This window comes from Bordetella genomosp. 9 (genome assembly GCF_002261425.1).
Classification (GTDB): Bacteria; Pseudomonadota; Gammaproteobacteria; order Burkholderiales; family Burkholderiaceae_B; genus Bordetella_C.
Window position 1 is genome coordinate 1,797,001 of sequence record NZ_NEVJ01000003.1, and the last position, 11,749, is coordinate 1,808,749.

General features: G+C 65.2%; 10 protein-coding genes. All 10 read right to left on the reverse strand.

The features are described 5' to 3' along the window. Positions 1-1,074, reverse strand: a complete 1,074-nt coding sequence (gene nuoH, locus CAL26_RS19235; protein ID WP_094848367.1) for an NADH-quinone oxidoreductase subunit NuoH — start codon at positions 1,072-1,074, stop codon at positions 1-3. Then, complete coding sequence (nuoG, locus tag CAL26_RS19240) at positions 1,074-3,401, reverse strand: NADH-quinone oxidoreductase subunit NuoG (RefSeq protein WP_094848368.1); 2,328 nt, start codon at positions 3,399-3,401, stop codon at positions 1,074-1,076. The genes nuoH and nuoG overlap by 1 nt, the downstream gene beginning before the upstream one ends. A gap of 14 nt (positions 3,402-3,415) precedes the next feature. Further along, a complete protein-coding gene (nuoF, locus tag CAL26_RS19245) occupies positions 3,416-4,783 on the reverse strand; it encodes an NADH-quinone oxidoreductase subunit NuoF (RefSeq protein WP_094848369.1) in 1,368 nt (455 codons plus the stop codon). Continuing rightward, positions 4,780-5,274: an NADH-quinone oxidoreductase subunit NuoE gene (nuoE, locus tag CAL26_RS19250; protein WP_094848370.1), complete on the reverse strand. Its 495-nt coding sequence runs from the start codon at positions 5,272-5,274 to the stop codon at positions 4,780-4,782. The genes nuoF and nuoE overlap by 4 nt, the downstream gene beginning before the upstream one ends. 62 nt (positions 5,275-5,336) lie before the next feature. After that, on the reverse strand, positions 5,337-6,593 hold the full coding sequence (locus tag CAL26_RS19255; protein ID WP_094848371.1) for an NADH-quinone oxidoreductase subunit D: 1,257 nt from the start codon (positions 6,591-6,593) through the stop codon (positions 5,337-5,339). Positions 6,594-6,595: 2 nt separating this feature from the next. Then, entirely contained in the window at positions 6,596-7,225 is a 630-nt protein-coding gene (locus tag CAL26_RS19260) for an NADH-quinone oxidoreductase subunit C (RefSeq protein ID WP_094848372.1), read from the reverse strand. A 48-nt stretch (positions 7,226-7,273) separates the two neighbouring features. Then, complete coding sequence (locus CAL26_RS19265) at positions 7,274-7,753, reverse strand: NuoB/complex I 20 kDa subunit family protein (protein ID WP_094848373.1); 480 nt, start codon at positions 7,751-7,753, stop codon at positions 7,274-7,276. 42 nt (positions 7,754-7,795) lie between these two features. Beyond that, entirely contained in the window at positions 7,796-8,155 is a 360-nt protein-coding gene (locus CAL26_RS19270) for an NADH-quinone oxidoreductase subunit A (RefSeq protein ID WP_086066173.1), read from the reverse strand. Positions 8,156-8,398: 243 nt separating this feature from the next. Next, complete coding sequence (locus tag CAL26_RS19275) at positions 8,399-9,562, reverse strand: porin (protein ID WP_094848374.1); 1,164 nt, start codon at positions 9,560-9,562, stop codon at positions 8,399-8,401. A gap of 350 nt (positions 9,563-9,912) precedes the next feature. Continuing rightward, positions 9,913-11,715 carry a gamma-glutamyltransferase family protein gene (locus CAL26_RS19280; protein ID WP_179283517.1) on the reverse strand — a complete coding sequence of 601 codons (1,803 nt, stop codon included), beginning with the start codon at positions 11,713-11,715 and terminating at the stop codon, positions 9,913-9,915. Positions 11,716-11,749 lie beyond the last annotated feature (34 nt).

Sequence of the window (11,749 nt, forward strand, 5' to 3'; positions counted from 1 at the left end):
CTAGCGCCAAATGTTCCAGGGCGTCTGCATCCAGATCGCCACGACGAGCAGCCACACGCCGGTCAGCGGAATGAAGATCTTCCAGCCCAGGCGCATGATCTGGTCATAGCGGTAACGCGGGAACGACGCGCGGAACCAGACGAACAGCGAGACTACGACGAATGTTTTCAGGCCCAGCCAGATCCAGCCGGGAATCCAGGTCAGCGGCGCCACGTCGATGGGCGACGTCCAGCCGCCCAGGAACATGATCGAAGCCAGGGCCGACAACAGGATCATGTTGGCGTATTCGCCCAGGAAGAACAGCGCGAAGGCCATGCCCGAGTATTCGACCATGTGGCCCGCGACGATTTCCGATTCGCCTTCCACCACGTCGAACGGCGCGCGGTTGGTTTCCGCCACGGCCGACACCACGTAGATGACGAACAGCGGCAGCAGCGGCAGCCAGTTCCAGGAAAGGAAGGTCAGGCCGTGGTCCGCGAACCAGCCACGCGTCTGGCCCAGCACGATTTCGCTCATGTTCAGGCTGCCGGAGACCAGCAGCACCGTGACCAGGACGAAACCGATGGCCAGCTCATACGACACCATCTGCGCCGACGCCCGCAGCGCGCCCAGGAAGGCGTACTTGGAGTTGGACGCCCAGCCCGCCACGATGACGCCGTACACGCCCACCGACGTGATGGCCATGACGTACAGCAGGCCGGCATTGACGTTGGCCAGCACCACCTGCGGTCCGAAGGGCACCACCGCCCAGGCGGCGAGCGCGGGCATCAGCGTGACCACCGGCGCCAGGATGAACAGGATGCGGTTGGCCTCGGTCGGCACCACCACTTCCTTGGTGAGCAGCTTGAACACGTCCGCGAAGGGCTGCAGCAGGCCGCGGTAGCCCACGCGATTCGGGCCCCGGCGCACGTGCATGAAACCGATCATCTTGCGTTCCCAGTACGTCAGGTAGGCCACGCAGAGAATGATCGGAACCGCGATGACGACCACCTTGACCAGGGTCCAGATGACCAGCCAGGGAGTCGCGCCCAGCAGCGCCTGGCCCTGGCTTTCCAAAGTGTTGAGCCATTCCATCAGGCACGCTCCACGCTGATTTCACCGAATGCGCCACCCAGGGCGGCGGTTTGTTTGAAGCCGGCGGACACCCGCACGGCACGGTCGGCCACCGTTTCGTCCTGCACCGTTTCCAGTTCGACGGAGCCGGCCGCGTTGCGCACGCGCACCTTGATGCCGGCGGTCAGCCCCAGGCTGGCCAGGGTCTGGCCGTTCATGCGCGCCGAAGGCGAACGCGAAGCGGGCGCGGCCTGCAGCGAGTGCGCGCGGCGCACGATCGCATCGGTACGGTAGATGGGCACGTCGGCGACGCGCTCCAGCCCGCCCAGCGTGGCGCCCACGCCAGGGGCGGCATTGACGCGGTTGGACAGGCGCCCTTCCACGCCGCCGGCCAGCACGCTGTCGCGCACCGATTCGGAGGTTTCGTCGTCGAAGCCGGCCAGCTGCAGCACATTGCCCAGCACGCGCAGCACCTTCCACGCGGGACGGGTCTGGCCGAAGGGCACGACGGTGCCCTTGAAGCTCTGCGCGGTGCCCTGCGCGTTGACGAAGGTGCCGGAGGTTTCGGTGAACGGCGCCACCGGCAGCATCACGTTGGCCCATTCCTGGGCGGCGGCGCGATACGGCGTCAGTGCGACGGCGAACTGCGCGTCACGCAGCGCGGCGACGGCTTGCGGGCCGTTGTCGGCGTCCAGCAGCGGTTCGGCGTGCAGGACGATATAGGCCTTGAGGGGATCCGCCAGCATGGCGGCGGCATGCTTGCCGCCCTTGCCCGGCACGGCGCCGGCCAGGTAGCCGCCCACCGTGTTGCCGCCGGCGGTCAGGAAGCCCAGGCGCGCGCCGAGCATGCCGGCGATGGCCTGCGCGTTGGCGGCGATCGTCGCGGCCTGCGGCGAGGCCACGGCCATATTGCCCAGCAGGACCGCGGTCTGGCTGCCCGAAGCCAGGCTGGCCGCGATGACCTTGGCCTGTTCGCCGGCCACCACGCCACCGAATTCAGCGGGCACGTCCACGCCCTTGGCCTGGGCCAGCGCGACGGCGACTTCGGCCAACGCTCGCGCCAGCGCCGACGGCGCGACGGTCAGGCGGCCGGTGACGGGCATCAGCGGATCGTCCGCCAGGCTGTCGACCAGCAGGACCTGCGCGCCGCGCTTGGCGGCCTGGCGCAGGCGTTGCGCCATCAGCGGATGATCCTTGCGCAGTACCGAACCGACGACGAGCACGCGGTCCAGCGTGTCGAGGTCGGACACCTGCATGCCCAGCCAGGGCGTGCCTTCCAGCGCGGCACCCAGGGCCGCATCGGTCTGGCGCAGGCGGAAGTCGATGTTCTCGGAACCCAGCGCGCGGACCAGGCGGCCCAGCAGCGCGTATTCCTCGGTGGTGGCGTATTCCGTCGCCAGCGCGCCGATCTGGCCGCCGCCGAAGTTGTCGCGCACGCGGGACAGGCCCTGCGCCACGGCTTGCAGCGCGTCGGCCCAGGAGGCGGCGCGCCATTCGCCGTCGGCGCCCTTGATCATGGGCGTTTCCAGGCGGTCGTCGGCGTTCAGGCCTTCATACGAGAAGCGGTCGCGATCGCTCAGCCAGCATTCGTTCAGCGCTTCGTTTTCGAAAGGCACCACGCGCATGACCGTGTCGCCCTTGACCTGCACCACCAGGTTGGCGCCGAGGCTGTCGTGCGGGCTGACCGAACGGCGGCGCGCCAGTTCCCAGGTGCGGGCGCTGTAGCGGAACGGCCGCGACGTCAGCGCGCCCACCGGGCAGAGGTCGATCATGTTGCCGGACAGCTCGGATTCCACCGAACGGCCGACGAAGGACGTGATCTCGGAGTGCTCGCCCCGGTTGATCATGCCCAGCTCCATCACGCCGGCGATTTCCTGGCCGAAGCGCACGCAGCGGGTGCAGTGGATGCAGCGGCTCATTTCCTCGGCCGACACCAGCGGGCCCAGGTCCTTGTGGAACACCACGCGCTTTTCTTCGTGATAGCGCGAAGCCGATCCGCCGTAGCCCACCGCCAGGTCCTGCAGCTGGCATTCGCCGCCCTGGTCGCAGATGGGGCAATCCAGCGGGTGGTTGATCAACAGGAATTCCATGACCGACTTCTGCGCGGCCTTGGCTTTTTCCGAGTTGGTGAAGACCACCATGCCGTTGGTCACGGGCGTGGCGCAGGCCGGCAGCGCCTTGGGCGCCTTCTCGACCTCGACCAGGCACATGCGGCAGTTGGCGGCGATGGAGAGTTTCTTGTGGTAGCAGAAATGCGGCACGTACTGCCCGAGCTTCTGGGCCGCATGCATCACCATGCTGCCTTCGGGCACTTCTACCTTGTTGCCGTCGACGGTTAGTTCAACCATTCTTTTTTCCTGACCTACAGATAATGCGGGACCACGCACTTTTTGTGCTCGACGTGGTACGCGAATTCGTCGTGGAAATGCTTCAGGAAGCCGCGCACGGGCATCGCGGCCGCGTCGCCCAGCGCACAGATCGTGCGGCCCATGATGTTGCCCGCCACACTGTCGAGCAGATCCAGGTCTTCCGGACGGCCTTCGCCATGCTCGATGCGGTTCACCATGCGATACAGCCAGCCGGTGCCTTCACGGCACGGCGTGCACTGGCCGCAGCTTTCCTCGAAGTAGAAATAGGACAGGCGCAGCAGCGACTTCACCATGCAGCGCGTTTCGTCCATGACGATCACGGCGCCCGAACCCAGCATGGAGCCGGCCTTGGCGATGGCGTCGTAGTCCATGGTGGTGTCCATCATGATGCTGGCGGGCAGCACCGGGGCGCTGGAGCCGCCGGGGATCACGGCCTTGAGCTTGCGGCCGCCGCGCATGCCGCCAGCCAGTTCCAGCAGCTTGGAGAACGGCGTGCCCATGGGAATCTCGTAATTGCCGGGACGTTCGACGTCGCCGGTGATCGAGAAGATCTTGGTGCCGCCGTTGTTCGGCTTGCCGATTTCCAGGTATTGCTGGCCGCTGTTGCGGATGATCCAGGGCACCGCCGCGAAGGTTTCGGTGTTGTTGATCGTCGTCGGCTTGCCATACAGGCCGAAGCTGGCGGGAAACGGCGGCTTGAAGCGCGGCTGGCCTTTCTTGCCTTCCAGCGATTCCAGCAAGGCGGTTTCTTCGCCGCAGATATAGGCGCCGTAGCCATGGAAGGCATGCAGCTGGAAGTTGAATTCCGAACCCAGGATCCTGTCGCCCAGGAAGCCGGCGGCGCGCGCTTCTTCCAGGGCTTCCTCGAAGCGTTCGTACACCTCGAAGATTTCACCGTGGATATAGTTGTAGCCCACCGAGATGCCCATGGCGTAGGCCGCGATGGCCATGCCTTCGATCACGATGTGCGGATTGAAGCGCAGGATGTCGCGATCCTTGAACGTGCCGGGCTCGCCCTCGTCCGAATTGCACACCAGGTACTTCTGGCCCGGGAACGTGCGCGGCATGAAGCTCCACTTCAGCCCAGTCGGGAAACCGGCGCCGCCGCGGCCGCGCAAGCCCGAAGCCTTGACCTCGGCGATGACTTCTTCCGGCTTCATGCCGGTCGTCAGGATCTTGCGCAGGGCCTCGTAGCCGCCACGCTTGACGTATTCTTCCAGGCGCCAGTTCGCGCCATCCAGGTCGGCCAGGATTTGCGGCTGCAGATGGCGGCCATGCAGGCACATCGACTGCGACAGGTCGCGCAAGGGATCGGGGTCCAGCCCCTGGGCGAAATTGCGATAAAGGTCCGGCGCGTTCATGCCGTTTCTCCTTGCGCGCGCAGGCCGTCGATCAGCTCGTCCATCCGCGCTTCGGTCATGCGTACACACATGTGCTTGTTGTTCACCAGCAGCACCGGCGAATCGCCGCAGGCGCCCATGCATTCGCCTTCGACCAGGGTGAACATGCCGTCGGCGGTGGTGCCGCGGTAGTCGACGCCGAGCTTGCGCTTCAGGTAGTCGCCCGCCTTGTCACCGTCACGCAGCGCGCACGGCAGGTTGGTACAGACCGAGATTTTGTGCTTGCCGGTCTGCGCCACGTTGAACATGTTGTAGAAGGTGGCCACTTCCTGCACCGCGATGGGCGGCACCCCCAGATAGACGGCGACGTCTTCGATGATCTCGGTCGACAGCCAGCCTTTTTCGTCCTGCGCGATGGCAAGCGCGGCCATGATGGCCGACTGCTTCTGGTCGGCCGGGAACTTCGTGAGCTCCCGGTCGATTTTCTGGTAAGCCTGTTCGGAAAGCAGCATAGTTTGAATCCGGAATATGCAAGAGGCCCGTTCGGGTCTTCTTCGAGGTCGTGCGGCGTTCCCTAGCGGTCGATCTCGCCGAACACGATGTCCTGCGTGCCGATGACGGTCACGGCGTCGGCGATCATATGTCCGCGGGTCATTTCGTCCAGCGACTGCAGATGGGCGAACCCGGGCGCGCGGATCTTCAGGCGGTACGGCTTGTTGGCGCCGTCGGAGACCAGATAGATGCCGAACTCGCCCTTGGGATGCTCGACGGCCGCGTAGGCTTCGCCCGGCGGCACATGGAAACCTTCGGTGAAGAGCTTGAAATGGTGGATCAGCTCTTCCATGTTGGTCTTCATGGCGGCACGCTTGGGGGGCGCGACCTTGTGGTTGTCGATCATCACCGGGCCGGGATTGTTGCGCAGCCACTCGACGCACTGGCGGATGATGCGGTTGCTCTGGCGCATTTCGGCGACGCGGACCAGGTAGCGGTCGTAGCAGTCGCCGTTCACGCCCACCGGCACGTCGAAATCGAGCAGGTCGTAGACTTCATACGGCTGGGTCTTGCGCAGGTCCCAGGCCACGCCGGAACCGCGCAGCATCGGGCCGGTGAAACCCAGGGCCTTGGCGCGCTCGGGCGTCACCACGCCGATGCCGACCAGGCGCTGCTTCCAGATGCGGTTGTCCGTCAGCAGCGTTTCGTATTCGTCGACGCAGGCCGGGAAGCGGTTGGTGAAGTCTTCGATGAAGTCCAGCAGCGAGCCCGAGCGCGCGTCGTTCATGGCGCGCACTTCGCGTTCGCCGCGATACTTGCTGGAGTCGCCGTAGTGCGGCATGGCGTCCGGCAGGTCGCGATAGACGCCGCCCGGACGGTAATAGGCCGCGTGCATGCGGGCGCCTGAGACCGCCTCGTAGCAATCCATCAGGTCTTCGCGTTCGCGGAAGGCGTACAGGAAGACCGCCATGGCGCCGACGTCCAGCGCATGCGAACCCAGCGACATCAGGTGGTTCAGCACGCGCGTGATTTCGTCGAACATCACGCGGATGTACTGGGCGCGCAGGGGCGCTTCGATGCCCAGCAGCTTTTCGATGGCCATGACGTAGGCGTGCTCGTTGCACATCATGGACACGTAGTCCAGGCGGTCCATGTAGGGCAGCGCCTGGATGAAGGTCTTGTGCTCGGCCAGCTTTTCGGTGGCGCGATGCAGCAGGCCGATGTGCGGATCGGCGCGCTGGATGACTTCGCCGTCCAGTTCGAGCACCAGGCGCAGCACGCCGTGCGCGGCCGGGTGCTGGGGACCGAAGTTCAGGGTGTAGTTCTTGATTTCTGCCATGATCAGCGACCGGCTCCGTAGGTATCTTCGCGCACGACGCGCGGCGTGATTTCACGCGGATCGATGGTGACCGGCTGGTAGATGACGCGGCGCTGCTCGGGGTCGTAGCGCATTTCCACATTGCCCGACAGCGGGAAATCCTTGCGGAACGGATGGCCGATGAAGCCGTAATCGGTCAGGATGCGGCGCAGGTCGGGATGGCCTTCGAACACGATGCCGTACAGGTCGAAGGCTTCGCGTTCGTACCAGCCCACCGCGGGCCAGCATTCGATCAGCGAGGCGACGATGGGAAAGTCGTCGTCCGGGGCCCAGGTGCGCACGCGCAGGCGCCAGTTGTGGGCGATCGACAGCAGGTGGATCGCCACCGCAAAACGGCCGCGCTGGCTGCGCGCGCCGCTGCGATCGTCGGCCGCCGGACGCGTGCCGTTGCCCCAGGTCAGGTAGTCGACGCCACAGAGGTCGATACAGGTTTCGAATTGCAGGCCGGCGTCGGTACGCAGGCGGTTGCACACCGACTCCCACTGGGCGGCCGGGACTTCCAGCGTCAGTTCGCCCAGCGCCTCGGTCAGCGCGATCGTTTCACCGAACGCGGCGTGCAGATTGGTTTTCAGGGTTTCGAGCCTGGTCATCATCTTCAACGATTAGGTAAGCCGTGGCACGCAATGCAGGCAAACGCCCGATCAACGCGCGATGGTGTTGGTCAGGCGAATCTTGTTCTGCATTTGCAGCAGACCGTAGACCAGCGCTTCGGCGGTGGGCGGACAGCCCGGCACGTAGACGTCAACCGGAACGATGCGATCGCAACCGCGCACTACGGAATACGAATAGTGGTAGTACCCGCCCCCGTTGGCGCAGGATCCCATGGAGACGACCCAGCGCGGCTCCGGCATCTGGTCGTACACCTTGCGCAGCGCCGGCGCCATCTTGTTGCACAGCGTGCCGGCGACGATCATCAGATCGGACTGGCGGGGACTAGGGCGGAAGATGATGCCGAACTGGTCCAGGTCGTAGCGCGCGGCGCCGGCGTGCATCATTTCCACGGCGCAACAGGCTAGACCGAAGGTCATGGGCCACATCGAACCGGTCTTGGCCCAGTTGATGAACTTGTCGGCGCTCGTGGTGATGAAGCCTTGCTTGTGTATGCCTTCTTCAGTAGCCATTTTGATCTCTGGTGGCGTGGATGGGATATGAGCAGGTAGGCATCATTCCCAATCGAGCGCGCCTTTCTTCCATTCGTAGATGAAACCCACCGTCAGGACCGCGAGGAAGATCATGACGGTCCAGAAGCCGACCAGGCCGACCGTCCCGTGCGCGATGGCCCACGGAAACAGGAACGCGATTTCCAGGTCGAACAGGATGAACAGGATGGCGACGAGGTAATAACGCACGTCGAACTTCATGCGCGCGTCTTCGAAAGCCTCGAATCCGCATTCGTAGGGAGAGAGTTTCTCCGCGTAGGGACGCCGCGGCCCGAGCAGCGAGCCCGCGGTGATCAGCGCGAAACCGATCAACGTCGCCACAACGATGAATAGCAGAACGGGGAAATACTGTTGCAGGTTCATTTGGGGCGCGTCCGTGAAATGCTCAAACCTTAGGATTGTAGCATTTGCGCCGTTACTTCCCGCTGAACTCTGTAGCCGCAGGAGAGGAATACCGCATACAAAAAAGCCACCCCGAAGGGTGGCTTTCAAAGGCCATGACGGGATGAACCGCCAGGGCCATATGCTCACGCCGCCCGGGACGAATCCCGGTCAGACGAAACGCATCCGATACGGAGCGACGAATCGCCCCGTACCGTGTTTTGCTTAGAAGCGGTGGCGGATGCCGACGCCGACCAGCGTGCTCTTCAGGCCGTCCACGAAACCGTAGTTGTTCGTGTAGGAACCCAGAGCGTACAGGTTGGTGCGCTTCGACAGATCATACGTCACGCCCACCGAGTAGACGTTCATGTTGCTGTCTTCGCCAGCGAACGAGCCGCTGGTGTACAGGCTGCTGTCCTTGACGTTGGCACGCTGCCACGAACCGAAGACGCTGGTGGCGCCGCCGATCGGGGCCGACAGACCCAGCATCCACTGCTGCGACTTGAAGTCGTCGCTGTAGGTGTTGGTCGGCAGAACGGTGCCACCCAGGTTGGGCGAACCGCTGGTGAACAGACCGGTCAGGCTGGTAGCCTGGATCCAGCCGCCCTTGGTTTGACCGTAAGCAGCCGAGACCTTGACCACTTCGAAGTCATACGCACCACCCAGCAACCAGGCGCGGATGCGATCGCCGCCAGGGCCGCCAGCGGCGGAGTCAGCGACGGCCGAATTGCGGTTGACCTGGTCATACGCGGCGGCCAGGTTCAGCGGGCCGTTCACGTAACGCAGACCGGTCGTGATGGCGCGTTGGTTGTTGTTGGTGTTGAAACCGGTTTGAGCGGTGTTCGTATCGTCGATGTTGAACGAGTAGCCAGCGCCAACCTGGAAGCCGCCGAACACGGGCGATTGATACAGGACCATGTTGTCGAAGCGCGTCGTGTTGGACGAGCTGAACACGGTACCGATGTTGGCCATGCCGAAGCCTTCAGCGAACGGATCGATCGAACCGAAGAACTTGGAAGCGATGTTGGTCTGACGGCCGAAGTCCAGTTGACCCCAGCTGTTGCTGGCCAGACCGATCGTGGCTTGACGACCGAACAGGCGGCCGCCTTGGGCCGAGTTGCCGTCGCCGGAATTGAAGCCGGATTCGATCGTGAACACAGCACGCAGACCGTCACCCAGATCTTCCGAACCACGCAGACCCCAGCGGGAACCGTTTTGCACGCCATTCAGCATGCCAAACTTCGACTGCTTGTCGATACCGCTGACGCCGCGAATGTTCTGGTAGCCGATACCGGTGTCCAGAATCCCGTACAGGGTCACGGACGTTTCTGCCTGGGCAACACCGGCAAAACCGGCGAGCAGGGCGGCAGCGAGCAGAGTCTTTTTCATTTAAGAAATCTCCGTTGATTTGAGTGACAAGAGCAGCAATCCAGCACACCAGCCTGCCGCCCCCCTAACTCCGCGAAGGGAAGTTGACGCTATTGCATCAAAAATCCGGGGGACTGGCTATGGTCGTGCCGCAAAACCACGGCTTTGGGCCGGCGCTCTGTTGGGTCCGTACAACATAACCGCGGGCTGGCGGGGACTTACGTCCCCGTTTGCCGGACCCGGCGCTAACGATATCGGTAGACCGAGAGGCGCCCAATGCCGGGGAAGAAGGGCCCGGAAAGGCGGGAACCAGCCCGGCCGCGGCGTGACGGCGCCAGCCGGCGGCTCAGATCTTCCGCCTTCCATCGGGGTCAGCGGCCGGCGGCGTAGGCCTGCATCAGCCGCGGGGTGGCGGCGGCGTGCATGATGCCGTCCGCGTCCAGCGCGGCGGCCGTCAGGCGGCCGACCGACCAGGCGGGCACCTCCTCGATCACGTGGCCGCGGTCGCGCAAGGCGTCGATGGTTTCCCTGCCGAAGGAGGCCTCCACCGCCAGGTGGCCCGGCTTGCGGTCGCGCGGATAGAAGGAACTGGGGAAGTGCATGGTGTGCGACATGGGCTGGTCCACCGCTTCCTGCAGGTTGAGCCCGTGGTGGACGTGGCGCAGGAAGAGCTGCAGCTGCCATTGCTCCTGCTGGTCGCCGCCGGGCGTGCCGAACACCATATACGGCCGGCCGTCGCGCAGGGCCAGGGACGGCGTCAGGGTGGTGCGCGGCCGCTTGCGCGGCGCCAGGGTGCCGGGCAGCCCCGGCTCCAGCCAGAACATCTGCGCCCGCGTGGTCAGGCCGAAACCCAGCTCGGGAATGACCGGCGACGACTGGAACCAGCCGCCGGACGGCGTGGCCGAGACCATATTGCCCCAGCGGTCGATGACGTCCACGTGGGTCGTGTCGCCCCGCTTGACCGTTCCGGAGGCGCGCATGTCGGCCATGGTGGGCTCGTTGGTCGGGGCGCCGGCCTGTGTGACGCGGGACAGGCGGTTCAGGACGTCCAGCATGCGCGCATGCTGGGCTTCGTAGCCGGGCAGCACGCCGGGACGCAGCTCGTGCGACGCGCGCGCGCCGATCAGCGCGCGGCGCGGCGCGTTGTAGGCCTCGGACAGCAGTTCTTCCAGGGGCACGTCGACAAAGGCCGGATCGCCGTAATAGATCTCGCGGTCGGCGAAGGCAAGTTTCATCGCCTCCGTCAGGCAATGGACGAATTCCGGGCTGGACGAGCCCATGGCGTCCAGGCCCGCCCCTTTCAGCAAGGCCAGGGTCTGCAGGAATACCGGCCCCTGGCTCCAGGCCCCGGCCTTGGCGACCGTGTAGTCCTGGTAATCGTAGGTCAGCGGCGACTCGTAGGTCGCCGACCACCCCGCCAGGTCGTCGGCGGTCAGGACCCCGGCGTGGGCGGTGCCGCTTTCGTCCATACAGGGCTGGCGGACGAAACGGTCGATGGCGTCGGCGACGAAGCCGCGGTAGAACGCGTCGCGGGCCGCTTCGATCTGCCGCTGGCGGTCGGCGCCGGCGGCCTCGGCCTCTCGCAACACCCGCTGCCAGGTCTGCGCCAGGCGCGTATTGCGGAAGAGCTTGCGGGCGGCGGGCACGGCGCCGTTGGGCAGGTAGATTTCGGCGGTGCTGGGCCAGTGCTGCTCGAACCAGGCCTTCAGCCCGGCAATGGTGTTGGAAATGCGCGGCATCAGCGCGTGGCCGTTTTCCGCGTAGTGGATGGCCGGTTCCAGCACGTCCCGCAGGCGCATGCTGCCGTGGTCGCGCAGCAGCAGCATCCAGGCGTCGAAGGAGCCGGGCACGACGGCGGGCAGCAGGCCGTTGCCGGGTATCAGGTCCAGCCCTTCCGCCCGGAAGCGCTCCAGGGTGGCGGCGGCCGGCGTGGTGCCCTGGCCGCACAGCACCTCCACCCCGCCCCGCGCGGCGGAATGGAAAACGATGGGGACTTCGCCGGCCGGGCCGACCAGATGGGGCTCGACGACCTGCAGCACGAAGGCGGTGGCGACACAGGCGTCGAACGCATTGCCGCCGCGCTCCAGCATGGCCATGCCGGCGGCCGTGGCGAGATAGTGCGTCGAGGTGACGACGCCGAAGGTGCCGAGGATTTCCGGCCGGGTGGTGAACATCATGTCGATCTCCCGGCCGCCCCCGCGCGTAACC

Excerpts from the sequence above, each read along its gene's own strand:
- nuoH (WP_094848367.1), bottom strand. The coding sequence starts at position 1,074 with ATGGAATGGCTCAACACTTTGGAAAGCCAGGGCCAGGCGCTGCTGGGC.
- nuoG (WP_094848368.1), bottom strand. The coding sequence starts at position 3,401 with ATGGTTGAACTAACCGTCGACGGCAACAAGGTAGAAGTGCCCGAAGGC.
- nuoF (WP_094848369.1), bottom strand. The coding sequence starts at position 4,783 with ATGAACGCGCCGGACCTTTATCGCAATTTCGCCCAGGGGCTGGACCCC.
- nuoE (WP_094848370.1), bottom strand. The coding sequence starts at position 5,274 with ATGCTGCTTTCCGAACAGGCTTACCAGAAAATCGACCGGGAGCTCACG.
- CAL26_RS19255 (WP_094848371.1), bottom strand. The coding sequence starts at position 6,593 with ATGGCAGAAATCAAGAACTACACCCTGAACTTCGGTCCCCAGCACCCG.
- CAL26_RS19260 (WP_094848372.1), bottom strand. The coding sequence starts at position 7,225 with ATGATGACCAGGCTCGAAACCCTGAAAACCAATCTGCACGCCGCGTTC.
- CAL26_RS19265 (WP_094848373.1), bottom strand. The coding sequence starts at position 7,753 with ATGGCTACTGAAGAAGGCATACACAAGCAAGGCTTCATCACCACGAGC.
- CAL26_RS19270 (WP_086066173.1), bottom strand. The coding sequence starts at position 8,155 with ATGAACCTGCAACAGTATTTCCCCGTTCTGCTATTCATCGTTGTGGCG.
- CAL26_RS19275 (WP_094848374.1), bottom strand. The coding sequence starts at position 9,562 with ATGAAAAAGACTCTGCTCGCTGCCGCCCTGCTCGCCGGTTTTGCCGGT.
- CAL26_RS19280 (WP_179283517.1), bottom strand. The coding sequence starts at position 11,715 with ATGTTCACCACCCGGCCGGAAATCCTCGGCACCTTCGGCGTCGTCACC.